The sequence below is a fragment of the Nonomuraea sp. NPDC050202 genome, assembly GCF_040656115.1.
Lineage (GTDB): Bacteria > Actinomycetota > Actinomycetes > Streptosporangiales > Streptosporangiaceae > Nonomuraea.
In genome coordinates, this window is record NZ_JBFALF010000024.1 from 21,141 (window position 1) to 39,722 (window position 18,582).

Genomic DNA, 18,582 nt, shown 5'->3' on the forward strand with positions numbered 1-18,582 from the left:
ATCGACAGCGTGCCGGAACGCGCGGCCTGCCGCCCATCCGGAACATCCCCCATCGGCCCCTGGGACCTGCCCGGCCTCGCCCCAGGTCCCGGCGGTGCCGTCGAGGGAGCCGTCCAAGGTCATCGCATCAGGACGGCATCGCCGCGCGGGATCCGTACCGGGGCGGTCAGAGCCAGTGCCACGTGACGCGCGCCTGCTCGGCGGCGCCGGCCAGCCACTCCTCGAAGGCGGCCGCCCCCGCCGCTTCCAGCGTGTCCGCGTCCGCCACGGCCTCCTCCCGCTTGTGGACCGAGCCCGTCAGGAACCGCCCCCCGAAGGGAACCGGCCCGACGCCGCTCCCGGCCGGCGCCGCTCGCAGCGGCTCGGGCAGCTCCCCCGACCACGCCCGGATCCGCGTCAGCCGCAGGTCCCAGTGGTCGCCGAGGGAGCCGTCGAGCTCAGCCACCTCGACCGGGTCCTCGGACAGCGCCCAGACCGCCCACACCCTGGCGAACCGGTCGCGATGGCGGGCCAGATACTCGGGGCCCAGCTCGGCACGCATCCGGGTACGGAACCTGTCATCCTTCGCGTTCGTCGCCATGTGGTCGTGGAACGCCTCGGCGCTCATGCCCATCCGCTCCAGCCACTTCAGCATCGCCTCCCGGCCGGTGAGGCCGTGGCGCCTGCGGAAGGCGTCCGCGGCCGCCTGGATGTCGTCCAGGCCGACCTCCTCCTTGGCGGCGGCGTTGCGCAGGACGCAGAAGCGTACCAGCTCCTCCTGCGGCGACAGCCCGGCACGCGTGAGCGAGCGGAGCATGAGCATCGCCTCGGGCATGGAGATCTGCATGCCGTCGACGGTCAGCAGGTTGCCGGCGGCCCAGTGGGTCGAATGGTCGACCAGCCAGGACGTGCCGTCGTCCGGCTGCACGCCGAGCATGATCGTGCCGCCCGCGGGGTCGTCGATCAGCAGGTCGTAGTCCACGACCGGCGAGCCGGGCCGCGGGTTGCTCACGAGCTGGGCGGCGAGCGCGGGATGCGACCGCGCCCAGGTGGCGGCGGCGCGTCGGGCCTCCTCCACCGCGGAGCGCCGGCGGGTCAGGCCGCGGAGCAGGCTCACGCCGCTTTCGAGTGCCGGGCCGAGAGAGAGCTGTGTCATGGCGCGTCCGTTTCTCCGGTGAGCCAGTCGGCGATGGCGTCGCCGATGGGCAGGCCGGTCAGGTCCTCGATCCAGCCCCACTGACCGTTGGGGTTGATCTCGAGGAACACGTACTCCCCCTCAGGGGTCAGGATGAGGTCGATCGCCCCGAACGACACGCCGAGCGCGGCGACCAGGTCGGCGCACCGGCGGGCGACGTCGTCGGGCAGGTGGTGCACGCTGTGGCGGGCCCGGTCGAAGTCGTAGTGCCGCCAGTCGTCCCGGGTGCGCGGCGAGTCCTGCGAGGCGATCTCCGCGGCGAAGACCCGCCGTCCCACCACGGTGACCCGCAGCTCCACGGCCTTGCGCACGTACGGCTGCAGGATGGTCGGCTCGTGCGCCAGCCGGCCACGGCCCGCCAGGTCCCTGCGCTGCACCACGGTGGTGTAGACGGTGTGCCGCGCGCCGTCGATCTCGAACGGGGCGTACTCGATCGGTTTCGCGATCAGCCGCCCGCCCGCGCGCTCGTAGGCGGGCACCAGCTCGGCCGGATCGTTGGTGATCACCGTACGCGGCACGGCGAAGCCCAGTTCCTGGGCCAGGGCCAGGTGGACCAGCTTGTTGTGCGCCCTGCGCAGCACCGGGTGCCTGGCCGGCAGCCATCGCGCGTCCAGCAGGTCCCAGAAGCCCTCCAGGAACCACTCCGAGAGCTCCCCCACCCGCTCCCGCAGATCCCCGGCCGTGACGCTCCGGGCGGCGGCGGGCTGCCCGGGGCGCCGGTTCCACACGGCCGTCGTCTCGGCGAGATCCACGACCTCCCCGCCGGTGACCAGCCCGAGCTCGGTCCCGCCCGCCGCGAACCGGGCGGTCAGGTGGGCGGCGGCCGGGTACTGGGCAGGATCCCACCAGACGACTTCGGCGCCCCTGGCCTTGAGCTTGGGCAGGACCATCCGGACGGTGGTGTCGCCGGGTTCGCTGAGAATCAGTAGCATGTGCCCCCCTCAGCCGCGCGGGAGGAGCCCAGGGTCCCTCCCGCGCGACGCCGAGTGTTCTTTAGTAGTCGGACACCCAGCCGTCGGACGGCCTGCCTTCGGTGCCGTTCGTGTGGTAGCAGCGCTCCATCGGCCTGCCACCCGAAACGAGACCGAGATCGGCCTCGTCGATCACCGGCAGCTCGTCGCTCAGATCGTCCAGGTTCACGATCTTCTTGGTCATGACATCCCTCCCTTTCCTCGACGTGCGAGCTTCCTCGACGCACGAGCTTTCTCGACGTACGAGCCGCAGAGCCTCCGCGCCGGAGTCCCGCGGCTCGTGGGTGAAGCACACCAGCCGGGATTTGGAGCCGACTTGAATGTGGCTTGGAGGGGGAAAAATCCCGTGATGCGATCCCAGGAAAGCACCGGCGCACGCGGCGGCCCCGTCGACCCGGGCGTCACTCCCGCATGGCCCGGACCAGCACGGGCAGGGCGGCCAGCAGGAAGATCCCGCGCAGCGCTCCCGCGACGAGGTATGGCGCGTGCACCCCGGACGTGTGCGCCACCACCCCGCCGACCAGCGCCCCGAGCGGCATCAGCCCCCAGCCGAGCATGCGGTAGACGCTGTTCACCCGGCCGAGCAGCTCGGACGGCACGATCTGCTGCCGCAGGCTGACGGTCACGATGTTCCAGAGCGTGGTGACGAAACCGGTGATGGCCAGCAGGGCGCCGAGCACGATCGCGTTCGGGCTCAGTCCGATGCCGACGAAGGTGACGACGTTCGTGACGAGCGCGGTGAGGAGGGCTGGCAGCGCGCCCAACCGCTCGACGATGGGCGCGCCGAGCAGGCCACCGAGCAGGCTGCCGACGGCGGCACCGGCGAGCAGCAGGCCGTAACCGGGGGCGTCGAGGTGCAGCTCCTGGGTCGCCAGCAGGACCAGCGCGACGTTGCCGAGCTGCCAGCAGAAGGTGTTGACGCCGAGCAGGACGGCGAGGGTGCGCAGCAGCCGGTGCCCGGCCAGCCAGCGCAGTCCGTCCGCGATCGCCGTCCGCATCGAAGGGTGCTCGGCCATCGGCCGCTCACCCGCCGCACACCCGCCCACCGCAGGCCGCCCCACCGGACGCTCGCCCACCGCACGCTCGCCCACCGCATGTTCACCCACCGAACACTCGGCCGGCGGGCGCCGGTACCGGCCGCGACCGCCGCGGCGGCCATGGCCTCCAACCTCGCGGCCGGAACGCTGACGACCGCCGGACCTGGACAGCGTTGCCAGCAGCACGGCGGACAGGGCGAACGAGGCGGCGTCCAGCCCGAACGGCAACGCCACGGCGACCGCGAAGAGCAGGCCACCGACCGGCGGCCCGGCGAACTGCAGGCCGATCGTGGTGATCGCCTGCTGATGACCGTTCGCCTTGTGCAGCAGCGGCTTCGCCACGAGGTCCGGCAGCACGGCCTGCGCCGCGTTGGCGAAGACGACCGTACAGGCCCCCAGCGCGAACGCCATGACCGCCAGAACCGGGACATCGATCCGGTCGAACGCGACGAGGACCGCGATGACACCGACGATCACCGCCTGGATCGCCTGAGCCCGCCACATGAGCGCCACCCGGTCGTACCGGTCGACCAGCGCCCCGGCGGGCAACGACAGCAGCAACCAGGGCAGGAACGTCGCCGCGGACACCACCGACACGAGCCGCGCGTCCTGGGTGACCGTGACGGCCAGCAGCGGAACCGCGGCCGCGAACGCCCCGTCCCCGACACTGTTGATCCCCGTCGCCCACCACAACCGCCAGTACCCCGAGGACAGGCGCGGCGCGGCCTCGCTCTGCGTCATGCCGCGATCTTCCGGCGCCGGGACGCCGCCACGACAGCTTTTAGGTGACGGCTACATCATCGGCCTACGGCTCGGACGGTCATGACCAGCCACGGCTCGGGCCGTCATGACCAGCCACGGCTCTGACCGTCATGACCAGCCACGGCTTCGACGGTCGTGACCAGCCCACGGCTCTGACGGTCATAATCGGCCCATGGCTCTGACAGTCGATCTCGGCGTGGCCGAGCTGGCGGCGACCCGGTTCGCGATCTCGCCGCTGTCGGAGACCGTGTCCGCCCTGCAGCAGCTCGGTGATCGCGACCGGCACCCGGTCAACCTGCGCTGGCTGCGCTGGGCGGCGGACGAGCTCGCCAGGCATCCGCTCGACCTCTCGCACACGTGGCCGCTGATCGTGAGCGACCGGCCGAACTGGCCCGAGTTCCTCGTCCCCGCTCCGCGCGGCTCGGGCGCGTCCATCGACGACGACCTGGCCGCGTTGCAGCGGACACCGGCGTCCCAGGTGCGGATCAGCCTCCGGCGCGTGTTCGGCGAGGACCCTCCCGCGCCGGTCGCCACGCTCGCCGAGCGCCCGGCGGCAGGGCTGCGCACGATCGCCGGGGAGCTGCGCGCGGCCTACGACCGGCTCATCGCCCCGCACTGGCCGCGGATCCGGGCCGTGCTCGACGCCGACGTCATCTACCGCGCCAGGCAGATGGCGGCCGGCGGGGCCGAGAGGCTGTTCGCCGACCTGCATCCTGACCTGCACTGGCAGGACGGCCGGCTGAGGCTGGAGGGAGCGCGCTGGCAGGCGGAGCGGGTCGTGGACCGCGGCCCGGGCGGCCTGGTGCTCATGCCGGTCGCGCTCGGCACGCCGTACGTGCTGATCAAGAAGAGGACGTCCACGCAGACCACGGTGCGCTATCCGGCACGCGGTGTCGGAACGCTGTGGACCGCCGGGACGCGCGCCCCAGCGGGCAACGCGGTCCGCCTGCTCGGCCGGGTGCGCGCCGGGTTGCTCGAGGCCCTGCGCTCGCCCGCGACGACGACGGACCTGGCCCGCGCGCTCGGCGTCACGCCCAGCGCGATCTCGCAGCACCTGCGTGTGCTGCGCGAGAGCGGGCTGGTCGCCTCCGAACGCTCCGGCCGCCACGTCCTCCACATGACGACCACCCTGGGAACGTCCCTGATCGGGCACCACTAGCGTCACCGTCTCAACGGCCGACGCGCACCACGATCGGCAACGGCTAGCTTGACCGGCCGAAGTGCGCGGCGGCGAACTGGCTCGCTGTCGGCGCGCGTTCCGGGTCGGTGAGGCATTGCGAGGCGAGCCCCACGAGCAGGGCCAGGTAGTGCGACCCCGCCGCCTGGACGTCCTCCGGATCGCTGTCCGGCCCGAGGCCGGCGAACGCCCGTGCCAACGCCACCCGCGCCCGCTCCTGGCCGCTCGCGATCATCGCCCGGATCTCGCCGTCCTGCCGGGCGGACGCGACGGACTCGAAGTTCACGAACCACAGCGCCCGGTTGCCCCGGATCGACTCGATGATCCGCCCCCACAGCGCCTCCACCCGGGCCCGCGGCTCGTCTGAAGCACCCTCGGGCTCCTCGATCACCGCGAACAGCAGCTCCCCCCACTCCGTGTTGAGATCACGCAGAGCCTTGGTGAGCAGCTGCTCCTTGGACCCGAAGTGGTAGTTGATCGACGCCTGGTTCGCCCCTGAGGCCGCGACCAGGTCGCGCACGGTGGTGTGCGCGTACCCCTTGGTCAGCAGGCAGTCGCGTGCCGCCAGTAGCAGCTTGTCCTTGGCACTCATATGCCCTACCGTATCAAATAAACGTTCGTATGAAATGTTCGTTTAAAACGGTTGTTTGGAGACCTGAAATGACCACGTACAGCCAGCCTGTGCTGCGCATCCGCGACCTACGCTGCGAGTACCCGGGCGAGGCCGGCCCGGTCCACGCCCTGCGCGGCATCGACCTCGACATCCCGCGCTCGTCCTTCATCGCGATCATGGGCCCGTCGGGCTCGGGCAAGACCACCCTCCTGCACTGCGCCGCCGGCCTGCAGCGGCCGACGTCGGGCGCCGTCGAGCTCGACGGGCAGGACCTGGGCGGGCTCGACCAGACCCAGCTCGCCCAGTTGCGCCGGCGCCGCGTCGGGTTCGTCTTCCAGTCGTTCAACCTGCTGCCCGCGCTCTCGGCCGTCGACAACGTCGAGCTGCCCCTGCGCCTCGACTCGCGCAGGACGCAGCCGGCGCGCACCGCCGAGCTCCTCACCCGCGTCGGGCTCGGCAACCGGGGCAGCCACCGCCCCCACCAGCTCTCGGGCGGCCAGAAGCAGCGGGTCGCGGTCGCGCGGGCGTTGATCACCGGCCCCGAGGTCGTCTTCGCCGACGAGCCCACGGGCGCCCTCGACATCCGCAGCGCCAGGGAGGTCCTGCGGCTGATGCGCGAGCTGGCGGACCACGGTCAGACCATCATCATGGTCACGCACGACCCGGTCGCCGCCTCCTACTCCGACGCCGTGCTCTTCCTGGCCGACGGCCGGATCGTCGACCGGCTCCCGAGCCCCACCGCGCAGCGGGTCGCCGGCCGGATGGCCGTCCTGGTCGAATCGGCCGAGCAGGCCGCGAACGGCGCGGTGGCGAGCCGATGATCAGGATCGCCATCCGCTCCTTCGCGCATCACCGCACCGCCGCGATCGCGACCGGCCTGGTCGCTCTCGTCGGCACGATCCTGGTCACGGGCATGATGAGCCTGCTCGGCACCGGGCTGGCCGGCAGCACGGTCGCCGCGGACCGCGAGTTCCTGGTGCAGTTCCCGCTCATCGTGGGCGGCTGGACGGTCGCGATCGTCCTGTTCGCCATGGTGTCGACGATCAGCGTCGCGCTCGGCGGCCGGGCCGGGGAGATCGCGGGCATCCGGCTGATCGGGGCGAGCCCCCGCCAGGTGCAGTGGATGCTCGTGGCCGAGACGGCGGCCATCACGGCCGTCACGGCGCTCCCCGGCCTGGCCGGCGGTTACCTCGTCGGCTGGGTGGTCGTCCGGGGCATCCATGCCGCCGGGCTCACCAGCGCGGCCTCGGTGTTCGCGCCCGGCGTGCTCCTGCCGGTCCTCGGCGTGCTCGTCGTGCTGGCCGCGAGCGTGCTCGCCGCCTGGATCGGCAGCCGCTCCCTCGCTCGCCGCAGCCCGGTCGCCGACGCGGCGCCGCCGCGCCGCCGTACGGGACGGCGTCCCGGACGCGGGCGCCGCGTCACCGCCACCATCATGATCGGCGCCGGCCTGGCCTCATCGGCCTCGGTGCTGGGCATGGACCCGGCCGACATCCTCACCACGGCGATGACCGGGCCCGGCTGCGTGCTGGTCGCCGTGGGCCTCTGCGTGCTCGCCCCGGAGCTCGTCGCCGCGGTGAACCTCGCGCTCAGGGCGCTGCGCCCGGCCCACCGCGCCGCCGCCTCCCACCTGGCCGCGATCAACCTGTCCGCCGCCCCCGATCGGGTACGGCCGACCGTCACCTTCCTCACCCTCTTCGTCGGCGTGGCGGCGGGCACGCTCAGCATGCAGGGCATCGAGAACGCCGCAGGCACGGCGGCCGGCTCGGCCGGCCAGGTCCTCGCCTCGATCAACTATTTCGTCGTGGCGCTGATCGCGGCGTTCATGGCCATCGCCCTCACCAACAACCTCGTCGCCTCCATCACCCAGCGCCGCGCCGAGTTCGCCGTCATGTCCCTCGTCGGCTCGACGGGCCAGCAGACGCATCGCATGCTGGTACGCGAGATCGGCGCGGCCACGGCCATCAGCGCCGTCGCGGGCAGTGTGGGCGCGTTCCTCGCCGTCCTGCCGTTCGCCATCGTCAAGACCGGCGATCCCCTGCAGGCGGCGGCGCCCCTCCCGTACGCGATCACGATCGCGACCGGGGTCTGCGTCACCCTCGGCGTCTCGTCACTCGTCGGACGGCACGTCATCCGCACGGCATGAAGCTCACGACCACGGCCCGGGACCGCCGACCGGCGCGTAGCCCGCCTCCAGGACCGCGCACGGCTTGACGGCGGACGGTACGTGATGCCGGCGGGGATGCCGAGCTCGCCAAGGACCCGCTCCAGGCCGCCCAGGTCGAGCGGCCGAAGCCTCACATCGGGAAGATCGCCATGTCCCTGAGCATGCGCCAGCTCTCCAGGGCTTTGATCGAGTTGGGATACTCCCCCTTGGCGATCCAGTCGCCCAGCCGGCGCTTGCCCGCGTACTTCTTCAGCTGCCCGTTGAACTCCCCCACGTTGTAGTACACGTAGGTCCAGTAGACGAGCTCGTCCCGGGTCGGGGCGGCGTACCCGTAGGCCCTGACGTCGGCCAGGAACAACGCGCGGCGCCGCCTCAACATGGCGGCCTCCCCCTGCAGCCCCATCGTCAGGTCGGGGAACAGGGCCGATTCCACCAGCGTGCCCTTCTCGTTGCGCCTCGTGTCGAGGACGACTCTCCTCGGGTCGTAGGGCAGGAAGTTCCTGCCGGGCACCCTGGCGGCGTTCATGTCGAGGAAGAAGCGGTCGGTGCCGAGGTAGTCGTAGCCGAAGATCGGGCCGGTGACGCTGACGCTCCTGAGCTGCGCATCCGTCGGGTCGCCGCTCTTGCCCAGCCCGATCCGGTCGCGTACGTAGTCGACCAGCCCCTCCAGGAACGCGTAGGTGTAGAGCTGGTCCGCCGGCAGATCGGGCGTCGCGGCGGTGAAGACGACATCGAGCACCTGCGGCGGGGTGTTCTTCAACCAGTACTTGGCCTGCGAGTTCGGGTACTTCTGGTTCAGCCTGGTCAAGGGGGTGGTGAAGGCGCCGAAGAACCGCCGCTCCCTGGCCAGGTAGGACGAGCTCCCGGCGCGCCCCCGATCGGCCACCAGCCCCGCCCACTGCGCCTGCACCGCCTCCGCGTCCGCCGCCCTGCCGAGAACGCCCAGCGCATGTGTGATCTTCGCCCGCCCCGCGTTCAGGTTGAACGCCACGCTCCTGCCCCGCTTCACCTCGCTCAACGCGCTCCTGAGCACATCGACGTCGGCCTTCACGCGCGCGTCCGGGACGAGGTACCGCCTCCTGGCCTGATCGATGACCTGCTCGCCCCGCGTCTGGACTCCCGTGACCGCCTCAGCGGCCGGCGCCGGGCTCGCGGCAAGGGCCACGGCACAGGTCAGGGTGGCGACGGCGAATCGCCGCCGTGAGTACGTATGCATGCCGGCTGCCTCCAGAGGTCGATGGGACCTCCTTGCTTATCGGCCGGGGTGTTGACCTGCCATGGCACGGCGTCCGTGGTCATGGGTGGACAAATCTCAATCTCATCGCGAACCCATGAAGAGGCCACTGACATCTGCCCACGGTCGGACGCCCGCCTCCACCCCTGGTCGTAGGTCGGCTCGCGCCTGCCGGCCAAGATGCGACCCGAGCCAGACGCGACCGCACCGCACCGCCCGCCACCATGCTGCTGCACCCCTCTTCTCCAGCCGCAGCCGACAGGACGGGCACGAACCCATGAAGATCGCGACCCAGGGCCGCATCACCCGATGGCGGCAGGCCGGCGCGCAACGCCGGGCCGCCAACGCCGCAGCCAACCTGGACCGCCAACCCCCGTTCCCGGGACGGTGGGTGAGCGCCGTCTCGCTGATCGGCGGCCCCCTTCTGATCATGACCGGGACCCTCCTGCGCTCCCCCTTCTACTACTTCGTCCCGCACCAGCTCACCGCCTACGCCCAACACCCCGCCCTCGTCATGGCCGCCTACACCTGCTTCGCCGCGGGTTTCGTACTGTTATGGCCGGCGGTCATGACGCTGGCGCAACGGATCGCCGCCACCAGCCCGCTGTGGGGGCTGTGGGGCGGCTGCCTGGTGATCGTCGGCCTGTTCACCCGCACCTTCCAGTACGGCACCGATTACCTGGCCTTCCACCTGACCGACAGCTTCGGCCTGCAAGCCATGCTCAACGGCATCGACGACTACTACCAGGCGCGGCAGGAGACGAGTTGGCACCCGTTCAAGGCCATGTCGGGACCGGCCTTCTTCGGCTGGGTCGTGCTGGCCATCGGCGCCTACCGCTCCGGCGCCCTCGGCCTGGGCCGCTCGGTCGCGCTCGGCCTGATGTCGGCGCTCGCGCTCGGCACGCTCAAGGGCACCGAACCGCAGTCCTTCATCGCCGTGGGCGGCCTCTGCGTCGCCTTCATCCCCCTGGGCATCTCCCTGCTGCGCGGCGGCCCGCCACCGACCAGACGCGCCATGTTCTGGATCGCCGTCCTCATCCTCGTACACGTCCTCATGACGGCCTACGGGCCGAAGGGGTGAGTGCCGGGAGGTCACGGTGGCGGTTGCGAGCCATCGCATGGCTGCCGACTTGCAGCGGTTCAGGGGCCCCGCCAGCGCGGCTGCCACGCCGCGAGGCCCCTTGCCGGGAGGCAGGCCACGCGGGACGATCGCCTCACCCAGCAGCCCGATCCGGGCACCTCGTCGGGCCCGCGTCGTCGGCTCCCGCCCGGCGCAGTCACTCCGTCGGTCACCCGGCAACGCGAGAGGCCGCAAGCGCGCCTTCGACCGGGCGAGGCCTTCACAGGAGCGGATGACCAGGCGGAGCGGAACCGTCCAAAGATCGCTTCCCATGCGAAGGAGTGATCGTTTCCCAGCACAGCCGGGCGGCCCTGCACGTCAGGCATTCAGCGATCTTTGCACGGCGGCGTCCACCAGCTCGTGCATCTCCTGCTCGGTGAAGATGCCGGGCAGCGTCAGCTGCTCCACGATGAGCCAGTTCAGAGCGAGGTAGAGAAGAACCACCGAGGTCGAGTCGCCGGGCAGACCTGAGGCGGCGTGGTGGCCGATGTTGGCGTCGATGTCCTCGCGGATGCGCTTGGTCAGCACGGCGCGCAGCTCGGGACGCCGGGTGGACTCGAGCCGGAGCTCGAGCAGGGCCAGGTAGCCGGAGTTGAAGGCGGAGACCCGATCCACCAGTTCGTGCATGAGCTCGGCGTAGCGGGTCTGGTCCTGCACGCCCTCCCGGCTGCGGGCGATCGTGGCCTCGTCGGGCAGCAGCCGCTCATAGATACGCCCGCCGACCTGGGTGAACAGGTCGTCGCGGTTGGCGAAGTAGTTGGAGGCCGTACCCGGGGGCACGGCCGCCTCCGCATCGACGGCCCGGAAGGTCAGCCCCCGCGCACCCTCCCTGGCCAGCACCTCGATGGCCGCGTCGATCAGCGCCTGCCGCCGCTCGGGATTTCTCCGCACTTGACACCACTCCGTCTGTAGTACTACGTTTTGACCACTCCAAACAGAGTACTACATCGGGAGTTGATCGATATGCGAAAGCTCGTCTACTACGTCGCCGTCTCGCTCGACGGCTACATCGCGGGCCCCAACGCCGAGTTCGACTTCTACCCCGTGTCGGACCAGATGGCCGCCTGGATCAACGACCGCTACCCCGAGACGCTCCCCACTCACGTCCGCAAGCTTGTCGGCCTCGACGGCGTGCCCAACAAGGTCTTCGACACGCTGGTGATGGGCCGCGGCACCTACGAGCCGGCCCTGGACGTCCCCACCACCAGCCCGTACTCCCACCTGCGCCAGTACGTCGTCTCCAGCACGCTGACGATCGACGACCCCACGGTGCAGGTGGAGAGCGGCGACCCCATCGAGCTCATCCGGCGGCTGAAGGCCGAGGACACCGGCATGGACATCTACCTCTGCGGCGGCGGCAGACTCGCCGCCTCCCTGCTCCCGGAGATCGACGAGATCATCCTCAAGAGCTACCCCGTGGTGGCGGGCACGGGCATCCCCATGTTCTCCGGACAGTTCCGCCCCACCCTGTTCACCCCCACCCGGCGCGAGTCCTTCGACAACGGCGCCCAGGTCACCTGGCTCACCAGGGCTTAGAACCGCAGGAGGAAGCATGCATATCAAACTCTCAGCCTTGAACAACCAGTCCAAGACCGACCGCCAGACCCGATCGCCGCACCGGGACGAACACCCCGTGCGCGACCTCAAGCCCACGGGCCGGACCAATCCCTCCCGCCGCCCGACCGCCGCCCCTCGCCGCAGCGGGTACTGAGCGGGTCACCGCTCCATCCCCACAACGACGAAGATCCCGTAATTTCGGTCCGGCCGTCTCAGAAACGGCCTGGGTGAGGTGTTCACGAGCCGGTCTGAACCGGCTCAGCGGGGTTTGGTGAGTGACCATAGCGACACCACCATGAGCACAGCGGTCAGTCCGCCGCAGAGCATCACGGTGGAGACCGAGAAGGAGTCGACCACGCGGCCGCCGAAGAACGCGCCGAGGGCGAAGGTCGCCTGGAAGGAGGAGGTGAAGACGACCGTGGCAGCTTCGGGCGCGTGAGGGGCGGCGGTGAGGAACGACGCCTGCGAGCTGACGGGCACTCCTCCGTAGGCCAGGCCCCAGACCACGAGCAACACCACGGCGCCGACGGTCGTGCCTCCTACCGAGGGCAGCAGCAAGGTGGTGGCCGCGATCAGGCAACCGCAGGTTACGAAAGCGGCGCGCAGGCGTATGGCGGTGACCTTGCCGGCCAGGAAGTTGCCGGCGACTCCGGCGATGCCGTACGCCAGCAGGACGGCGCTCACGGCAGTGGGAGGCAGGCCGGTGACGTCCTGGAGGAAGGGTGTGACGTAGGTGTAGGTGCCGAAGTGGGCCGCGACGATGAGAAAGGTGGCCAGCAGGGCGATGGCGGCCCCCCGGGTGCGTATCAGGTCGAGCAGGACGCGCGGGCTGGTGACCCGGTGGGCGGGAAGCGGCGGCAGCAGCATCAGCAGGGCGGCCAGGACCAGGATGGCCAGCGCGGCCAGCACCAGGAAGGCGGTTCGCCAGCCGGCGAGGTTGCCGATGAAGGTCCCGGCCGGTACGCCGAGCACGGAGCCCAGTGGCACGGCGGAGAAGATCACAGCGGTGGCGGTGCCGACGGCCTGTGGCGGCACCAGCCGGCCGGCCAGCCCGGCCCCGATCGACCAGAAGCCGCCGATGGTGAGGCCGACGAGCACCCTGGAGATCAGCATGACCCAGTAGGAGGTCGCCACTGCGGCCAGCACGTCGGCCACGGCGAGCACCGCCATGAGGACGCACAGCATCACGCGGCGGTCCAGGCGCGCGGTGGCCAGTGTGACGGCGGGTGCGGCGACCGCGGCGACAATGCCGGGCAGGGTCATGGTCAGCCCTGTGGTGCCGTCGGAGATGCCGAAGTCGGCGCCGATGGCGGTCAGCAGGCCGATGGGCAGGATTTCGCTGGTGACGATGGCGAAGATGCCCAGCATGAGCAAGGTGACCGCGAGCCAGTTGATGAGGGGCGAGCGGGGCCGGGCGAGCGTGGTGGTGGACATGATTCCCGTTCAGGCAGGTGCGCGGCGTGCAGAAACTCCAGCCAAGCAGCGATGAAGCTGCAGGTGCTGGCACGTTTCGGACGCAACCGCCTCAGGACCGGCCACGAATGGATCCGCGCCGGCCATGGACCGGATCTCCGACCCTCTCGCCCCGCATCGTCCGGTTCCGGCCTCGTCCGGTGCCGGAACTCCAGAATGCGCATACTTCCCATCGCTGGAAGTGACCTTCGGCCGCTAGAGTTGAAGCTGCTGCGGCATCCCGTCCGCCTGGGGAATTGAGGAGCACTGATGTCCACAACGATGACCGGAGCTTCCGTTCGCCCCTTGGTGACCGCAGTCGCAGGCTTGTAACGCCGCGCGTGTAGCAGCGAAGTCCGCACACATCCCGGTCGCCGGGGCGAGGTGACACGTGTCACCGCCCCTTGGCGCTGTTCGGCGTCTCCGTTCGCCTTTCCGGGAGTTCTGCTGTGTCCGCTCGTCATTCTTCACTGCTCCGCGTACGTGCCCTGGTCGAACGCCTGATCGCTGCCCCGTTCGGCAGGACACCTCAACGGCCGAGGTCAGCTCCGCCTGCCCCGAACTCCGCTGATCAGACTGTCAACCGGAATGTCCGCCTGCTGAGCTGGTTCAACTTCTTCGGCGACTTCCGCATGTACGGGCCGATCATGGTCATCTACTTCGCGCAAGTCACCGGTTCGTACACCGCTGCCGCCAGCCTTCTGGCGGTGAAGATGCTGTCTTCGGCAGCGTTCGAAGTCCCTACCGGGGTGCTCTCCGACCGCCTCGGCCGACGCGACACGATGATCGCCGGTGCCGTCGTCATGGTGGCCGCCCATCTCGGATACGCCGGCGCTTCGGGCTACGGCCTCCTCCTGGCAGCTGTTGTGCTGGAGGGACTGGCGACCTCACTGTGGAGCGGCAACAACGAGTCTCTGCTCTACGACACGTTGCTCGAAGCCGGCCGGGAGGAGGAGTTCCCCCGGCACTCGGGCCGGGTGAACTCGATGTTCCAGATCGCGCTCGCACTGGCGGCAGCCATGGGTGGCGTGGTCGCCGGCGCGTGGTCGCTGCGTGTGGTGGTCGCGCTGTCGGTCGTGCCGCAGGTGCTGTGCGTGCTCCTCGCCTTGCGGGTCCGGGAACCGCGGGTGCACGGCCCGCTGGAATCGAACGCGCTGGTGCATCTCGGATCGGCCCTGCGCGGCATCCGCCGTAATCCGGTGCTCCGCCGGATGACTCTGGTGTCGGCGCTTCGTTACAGCGGCGAAAGCGCGGCCCAGTTGTCGCCTGTCTTCGTGGCAGGGCTGTGGCCGCTCTGGGCGCTGGGCCTGTGGCGCACCTTCGGCCATGGTGTGGCCTTCGTCGGCTTCCGCGTCAGTGGTCGGGTGATCGGCCGGGTGGGCGCGGCCCGCACGCTGCTGTTCGGTGAGCTGTTCGACAACGTGGCGAACGTCGTGGCGCTGGTCAAGCCGACGGTGTTTTCGCCCGTGCTGATTGGGTCACCGGCCTACGGCATGTCGACCATCGCCCAGCAGACGTTGCTGCAGCGCGAGTTCACCGACCGGGAACGCGCGACGATGGGTTCGCTTGCGTCTCTGCTCGGCAGCGTGCTCTACGCGCTCGTCGCCCTGGGAGCCGGACTGGTGGCAGACCGTTGGGGCATCGTTCCGGCGTTGCTCGCGATCCAGGCGGTGGTGCTGATCGCACTTCCGCTCGCCTGGTGGGTGCACGCGCACGCTTCTTCGCTCCCCGCGGGCGCTGGGACGGTGACGGAATGAGCGCCTTCTCGGCCCCGGCCAGGCCTGCGATCGACGTCGCAGTGAACGACCTCGACCTCGGCGACCCCAAGAACCGGCTCGCCCACGGCCGCGTCGGCCGAACCCTGTTGATCGCTCTCATCGTCACCGTCGCCAACGACCACTTCCTCGACGCCTGGCGTCACCAGCACGACCTCGGCCCCGCCGTCCATCACGACGACGTCCCCGATGACGGGCATCCGAGCGTCCCGCCCACCAGAGGCGTCGGAGGAAGCCGCGGACGTACCTGTCACCGGCGGCCCGGAGCAGGTGGCGGAACGCCTGCACGCCCATGCGGAGGCCGGAGCCGACATGGTCGGGCTCAGCCTTGACGGCGGAGAGTGGACTCGGCAGGCAGAAACACTCGCAGAGGCCAGAGCACAGCTGAGCCGTAGCCGGACGAAGAACACAGATGAAGGGGGAACGTCTGCGCTCGGACGATCCTGATCGCGCTGCTCGTCGCCGTACGCCCAAAGGACCGTAGGGAGTCGATCTGCGACGCCTCCGGGGATCTGCGTCCGACGTGGCAGCGGAAGCGGCCCGCGCACGCAACGACACGGCGACAGCGTGCCAACACCGGTGTGTTCCGGTAGGTTCGTCACCTGCCGCTCAGGAGATCACGAAGGAGGCCCTCCCACAGGTAACGGTCATGACCGATGAAACGCTGGTCCTGCCTACGGAGGGTTGTGCGATGGGGTTGGGGATCAAGATCTTGGGCCCATGGGAGCTGACGGCGGACGGCGACGTGCTGCCGCTGACCGGCAGCCGGCGGGTCGGCCTGCTGACCCGGCTGGCGTCGAGCGTCGGCCGGGTGGTCACAACCGACCAGCTCCTCACCGATGTGTGGGGGGAGAGCCGGGCGGCGACGGCGCCGAAGCAGCTCCACATCGTGGTGTCGAAGCTTCGCGAGTTCCTTGCGCCTCGGGCGCTCGACGAGGTCATCGTGACCGCGCCGGGTGGATACTGCCTGGACGTACCACCTGATCACGTCGATGCTCACCTGTTCATGAGGCTGGTGCGCGAAGCGCGTGCCGGCCGGGCCAGGGGAGAGACCGTCACGGCGGACAGGTCGTTCCGGCAGGCGCTGGCCCTGTGGCGAGGAGAGGCCCTGGCGGGCATGTCGGCGGAGTGGGCCCAGATCGAGGCCACCCGCCTGACGGAGGAACGTCTCACCGCTCTGGAGGATCACGTCGATCTGCGGATGGCGGCGGGTGATCACCATGCGGTGATACCGGATCTCACCGTCCACATCGAGGCGCACCCCCTGCGGGAGAGGCCGCATGCGCAGCTGATGCTGGCGCTGTATCGCGCTGGACGGTCGTCGGAAGCGCTCGCGGTCTACCAGGAGACTCGCCGCGTCATGATCCAGGAGCTCGGCATCGAGCCGAGTGCCGAGCTGCGCCGGCTCCAGCAGGCGGTGCTCGCTCACGATCCCGTCCTCGATCTGACCACTCCGGCGCAGGATGTCACGCTCGGCGACGCCGTCGTCCCGGCCGAGCTGCCCGCCGACACCCGCGCCTTCACCGCCCGCGATGCCGAGCTCGCCTGGCTCGACAAGGCGCTCACCGCCTCGGAAGCCGGCACGCCGGCGATCGTCGCCATCGGCGGTCCCGGCGGGATCGGCAAATCCGCGCTGGCCGTACACCTGGCGCACGCCGTCGCCGACCGCTACACCGACGGTGTTCTCTACATCGACCTGCACGGCGCCACCGAAGGCCTCCGGCCGCTGTCGCCCCTCGAGGCGCTCGGCCGGCTCTTACGCTCGCTCGGCCTGGACGGCTCCGCCGTACCGACCACGGTCGACGAGGCAGCGGCCCGCTACCGATCCCTCACCTCGGCGCGGCACGTGCTGATCATCCTCGACAACGCCCTCGACACCCGCCAGGTCCGCCCGCTCATTCCCGCCGGGTCGGGGTGCGCGGTCGTCATCACCAGCCGGCAGGTTCTCACCTCGGTCGACGGGGCGAGCCAGCTGAACCTGCCCGAGCTCGACCCGGCCGAATCCACCGCGCTGCTGGCCCGGATCGCCGGCCCCGGCCGGGTCCACGCCGAGCCGGAGGCCGCCGGGCGGATCGTCCGGCTCTGCGGGGGCCTGCCCCTGGCCCTGCGCATCGCGGCGGCACGTCTGGCCGCCCGCCCCGACTGGACGCTGTCCTACCTCGCAGACAGGCTCGCCGACGCCACCCGCCGCCTGGACACCCTGGAGCATGCCGACCTGGCCGTCCGCGCCGGCATCGCCGTCAGCCTCCATCACCTCCAGGAGGAGCCCGCCGGCCAGGACGCCGCTCACCTGTTCGCTCTGCTCGGCCTCCTCGACACGCCCACCCACACCTCGGCGGCCACCACCGCCCTCGCTGATCGGCCCGAGCGCACGGTGGCGGACGCGCTGGACCGCCTCCTGGATGCCCGGCTGCTCGAATCGGCGGGGCCGGGCCGCTACCGGATGCACGACCTCGTGCGCCTCTACGCCCGCGAACAAGCGGACGACATCATCCAGGAGAACGATCGGGGCGCCGCCACCCGCCGCGCGTTGCACCATTACCTCGCCACAGTCAGAACGGCCAGCCTTCTGCTCGATCCCACCTCCCCCATCGTCAGAGATCTTCGTGCCGACCAGCCGGGCCTTCCCCTGGACACACCGCAGGAGGCGATCGACTGGATCGAGCTGGAGCGCGACAACCTCATCGCCGTCGCCCGACAGGCCGCCACCCGCACCGACGATCCCGGCACAGTGGAAGGCCTCGCCGCCAGTCTCAACAGACCCTTCAGCCACAGAGGCTGGCTCGCCGATCTGACCGAGATCCATCACCACGCCTTGCGCGTGGCCGCCCGGACCGGTGACTGGGCGGGCCAAGCCCGCGGGCACAACCATCTGGGCCTCATCCACAAGAACCAGGGTCGCTTCGAGCTTGCGGTCGAGCAGTTCGAGCGTGCCCTCGCGTGCTGGGATCGAGCAGGTCTGCCCCTGCGTAAGGCGGGCGCCCTGCACAATCTCGGCACGACCTACGGCAAGCTGGGGCGGTTCGACGAGGCGCTCGCCACCCAGGACGAGGCGACGGCGGCAGCGACAGCCAGTGGCCTGCGCGACTACCAAGCGATGATCCTCAACGGCCGGGCTGCGGTGCTGATCAGAATGGGCCGGCTGGACGACGCGATCGACGCCAGCCGACGAAGCCTGGAGATCTGGGCGGAGTTCGACAATCCCTACGGCGAGGGAACGGCGACCGACACGCTGGCCGACGCCTACCGACGCGCCGGCAGGCTCGTTGAGGCCGAGGCGGGATACAGGAGGGCGGCCCACCTCCACCACAAAGCCGGTGCCCGCGCGCTGGAGGCCGGTACTCTGTGGGGGCTCGGCGACACCCTGCACGATCTCGGACGGCAGGACGAGGCGCGGCAGCGCTGGCACCAGTCGGCGCGGATTCTGTGTGACCTCCATCTCCTCACCGAGGAGGAGCTGGAGGTCCTGCTCGCCCAGGACCTCCCTCAAGCTCCCGACCCCGTCAAGCACCTGAGCGCGGGAGCGCGCTGATCAGACCGATGGTC

General features: G+C 70.5%; 16 protein-coding genes. 8 read left to right on the forward strand and 8 right to left on the reverse strand.

Translation table 11 applies throughout. The features are described 5' to 3' along the window. Nucleotides 1-166: 166 nt before the first annotated feature. The 4 genes from AB0I79_RS42610 to AB0I79_RS42625 all read right to left on the reverse strand — a co-directional run bounded on the left by AB0I79_RS42610 (nucleotide 167) and on the right by AB0I79_RS42625 (nucleotide 3,923). The gene (locus AB0I79_RS42610; protein WP_357885946.1) at nucleotides 167-1,135 is read right to left on the reverse strand and encodes a TIGR04500 family putative peptide maturation system protein; all 969 of its coding nucleotides are present in this window, start codon (nucleotides 1,133-1,135) and stop codon (nucleotides 167-169) included. Continuing rightward, a complete protein-coding gene (locus AB0I79_RS42615) occupies nucleotides 1,132-2,106 on the reverse strand; it encodes an MvdC/MvdD family ATP grasp protein (RefSeq protein WP_357885948.1) in 975 nt (324 codons plus the stop codon). Before AB0I79_RS42615 ends, AB0I79_RS42610 begins: the two co-directional genes overlap by 4 nt. A gap of 61 nt (nucleotides 2,107-2,167) precedes the next feature. Further along, nucleotides 2,168-2,329, reverse strand: coding sequence for a hypothetical protein (locus AB0I79_RS42620; protein ID WP_357885950.1), 162 nt, complete (start codon nucleotides 2,327-2,329; stop codon nucleotides 2,168-2,170). A gap of 217 nt (nucleotides 2,330-2,546) precedes the next feature. After that, on the reverse strand, nucleotides 2,547-3,923 hold the full coding sequence (locus tag AB0I79_RS42625) for an MFS transporter (protein ID WP_357885952.1): 1,377 nt from the start codon (nucleotides 3,921-3,923) through the stop codon (nucleotides 2,547-2,549). 193 nt (nucleotides 3,924-4,116) lie between these two features. Between AB0I79_RS42625 and AB0I79_RS42630 the strand changes: the two genes are divergently transcribed. Beyond that, nucleotides 4,117-5,103: a DUF5937 family protein gene (locus AB0I79_RS42630; RefSeq protein WP_357885954.1), complete on the forward strand. Its 987-nt coding sequence runs from the start codon at nucleotides 4,117-4,119 to the stop codon at nucleotides 5,101-5,103. A gap of 43 nt (nucleotides 5,104-5,146) precedes the next feature. Here AB0I79_RS42630 and AB0I79_RS42635 read toward each other — a convergent pair whose 3' ends face one another. Beyond that, the gene (locus tag AB0I79_RS42635; protein WP_357885956.1) at nucleotides 5,147-5,713 is read right to left on the reverse strand and encodes a TetR/AcrR family transcriptional regulator; all 567 of its coding nucleotides are present in this window, start codon (nucleotides 5,711-5,713) and stop codon (nucleotides 5,147-5,149) included. 68 nt (nucleotides 5,714-5,781) lie between these two features. On the opposite strand from AB0I79_RS42635, the gene AB0I79_RS42640 reads away from it, so the two are divergent. Together AB0I79_RS42640 and AB0I79_RS42645 are read left to right on the forward strand one after the other, a co-directional pair. Next, nucleotides 5,782-6,555, forward strand: a complete 774-nt coding sequence (locus AB0I79_RS42640) for an ABC transporter ATP-binding protein (protein WP_357885958.1) — start codon at nucleotides 5,782-5,784, stop codon at nucleotides 6,553-6,555. After that, on the forward strand, nucleotides 6,552-7,877 hold the full coding sequence (locus AB0I79_RS42645) for an ABC transporter permease (protein ID WP_357885960.1): 1,326 nt from the start codon (nucleotides 6,552-6,554) through the stop codon (nucleotides 7,875-7,877). Before AB0I79_RS42640 ends, AB0I79_RS42645 begins: the two co-directional genes overlap by 4 nt. Before the next feature lie 151 nt (nucleotides 7,878-8,028). Here AB0I79_RS42645 and AB0I79_RS42650 read toward each other — a convergent pair whose 3' ends face one another. Beyond that, nucleotides 8,029-9,114, reverse strand: coding sequence for a hypothetical protein (locus AB0I79_RS42650; protein WP_357885962.1), 1,086 nt, complete (start codon nucleotides 9,112-9,114; stop codon nucleotides 8,029-8,031). Between the two features lie 295 nt (nucleotides 9,115-9,409). On the opposite strand from AB0I79_RS42650, the gene AB0I79_RS42655 reads away from it, so the two are divergent. Beyond that, a complete protein-coding gene (locus AB0I79_RS42655; RefSeq protein ID WP_357885964.1) occupies nucleotides 9,410-10,213 on the forward strand; it encodes a hypothetical protein in 804 nt (267 codons plus the stop codon). A gap of 357 nt (nucleotides 10,214-10,570) precedes the next feature. Here the strand turns inward: AB0I79_RS42655 and AB0I79_RS42660 are convergent, their stop codons facing one another. Further along, the gene (locus AB0I79_RS42660; RefSeq protein WP_357885966.1) at nucleotides 10,571-11,143 is read right to left on the reverse strand and encodes a TetR family transcriptional regulator; all 573 of its coding nucleotides are present in this window, start codon (nucleotides 11,141-11,143) and stop codon (nucleotides 10,571-10,573) included. Between the two features lie 72 nt (nucleotides 11,144-11,215). Between AB0I79_RS42660 and AB0I79_RS42665 the strand changes: the two genes are divergently transcribed. After that, nucleotides 11,216-11,788, forward strand: a complete 573-nt coding sequence (locus tag AB0I79_RS42665; RefSeq protein ID WP_357885968.1) for a dihydrofolate reductase family protein — start codon at nucleotides 11,216-11,218, stop codon at nucleotides 11,786-11,788. A 16-nt stretch (nucleotides 11,789-11,804) separates the two neighbouring features. Next, a complete protein-coding gene (locus AB0I79_RS42670) occupies nucleotides 11,805-11,963 on the forward strand; it encodes a hypothetical protein (RefSeq protein ID WP_357885970.1) in 159 nt (52 codons plus the stop codon). 104 nt (nucleotides 11,964-12,067) lie between these two features. On the opposite strand, the gene AB0I79_RS42675 is transcribed toward AB0I79_RS42670, so the two are convergent. Beyond that, nucleotides 12,068-13,243, reverse strand: coding sequence for an MFS transporter (locus AB0I79_RS42675; RefSeq protein WP_357885972.1), 1,176 nt, complete (start codon nucleotides 13,241-13,243; stop codon nucleotides 12,068-12,070). A gap of 422 nt (nucleotides 13,244-13,665) precedes the next feature. Between AB0I79_RS42675 and AB0I79_RS42680 the strand changes: the two genes are divergently transcribed. Together AB0I79_RS42680 and AB0I79_RS42685 are read left to right on the forward strand one after the other, a co-directional pair. Next, the gene (locus tag AB0I79_RS42680; RefSeq protein ID WP_357885974.1) at nucleotides 13,666-15,018 is read left to right on the forward strand and encodes an MFS transporter; all 1,353 of its coding nucleotides are present in this window, start codon (nucleotides 13,666-13,668) and stop codon (nucleotides 15,016-15,018) included. Nucleotides 15,019-15,685: 667 nt separating this feature from the next. Continuing rightward, on the forward strand, nucleotides 15,686-18,568 hold the full coding sequence (locus tag AB0I79_RS42685; RefSeq protein ID WP_357885976.1) for a BTAD domain-containing putative transcriptional regulator: 2,883 nt from the start codon (nucleotides 15,686-15,688) through the stop codon (nucleotides 18,566-18,568). Nucleotides 18,569-18,582: the final 14 nt, after the last annotated feature.

Excerpts from the sequence above, each read along its gene's own strand:
- AB0I79_RS42610 (WP_357885946.1), bottom strand. The coding sequence starts at position 1,135 with ATGACACAGCTCTCTCTCGGCCCGGCACTCGAAAGCGGCGTGAGCCTG.
- AB0I79_RS42615 (WP_357885948.1), bottom strand. The coding sequence starts at position 2,106 with ATGCTACTGATTCTCAGCGAACCCGGCGACACCACCGTCCGGATGGTC.
- AB0I79_RS42620 (WP_357885950.1), bottom strand. The coding sequence starts at position 2,329 with ATGACCAAGAAGATCGTGAACCTGGACGATCTGAGCGACGAGCTGCCG.
- AB0I79_RS42625 (WP_357885952.1), bottom strand. The coding sequence starts at position 3,923 with ATGACGCAGAGCGAGGCCGCGCCGCGCCTGTCCTCGGGGTACTGGCGG.
- AB0I79_RS42630 (WP_357885954.1), top strand. The coding sequence starts at position 4,117 with ATGGCTCTGACAGTCGATCTCGGCGTGGCCGAGCTGGCGGCGACCCGG.
- AB0I79_RS42635 (WP_357885956.1), bottom strand. The coding sequence starts at position 5,713 with ATGAGTGCCAAGGACAAGCTGCTACTGGCGGCACGCGACTGCCTGCTG.
- AB0I79_RS42640 (WP_357885958.1), top strand. The coding sequence starts at position 5,782 with ATGACCACGTACAGCCAGCCTGTGCTGCGCATCCGCGACCTACGCTGC.
- AB0I79_RS42645 (WP_357885960.1), top strand. The coding sequence starts at position 6,552 with ATGATCAGGATCGCCATCCGCTCCTTCGCGCATCACCGCACCGCCGCG.
- AB0I79_RS42650 (WP_357885962.1), bottom strand. The coding sequence starts at position 9,114 with ATGCATACGTACTCACGGCGGCGATTCGCCGTCGCCACCCTGACCTGT.
- AB0I79_RS42655 (WP_357885964.1), top strand. The coding sequence starts at position 9,410 with ATGAAGATCGCGACCCAGGGCCGCATCACCCGATGGCGGCAGGCCGGC.
- AB0I79_RS42665 (WP_357885968.1), top strand. The coding sequence starts at position 11,216 with ATGCGAAAGCTCGTCTACTACGTCGCCGTCTCGCTCGACGGCTACATC.
- AB0I79_RS42670 (WP_357885970.1), top strand. The coding sequence starts at position 11,805 with ATGCATATCAAACTCTCAGCCTTGAACAACCAGTCCAAGACCGACCGC.
- AB0I79_RS42675 (WP_357885972.1), bottom strand. The coding sequence starts at position 13,243 with ATGTCCACCACCACGCTCGCCCGGCCCCGCTCGCCCCTCATCAACTGG.
- AB0I79_RS42685 (WP_357885976.1), top strand. The coding sequence starts at position 15,686 with ATGACCGATGAAACGCTGGTCCTGCCTACGGAGGGTTGTGCGATGGGG.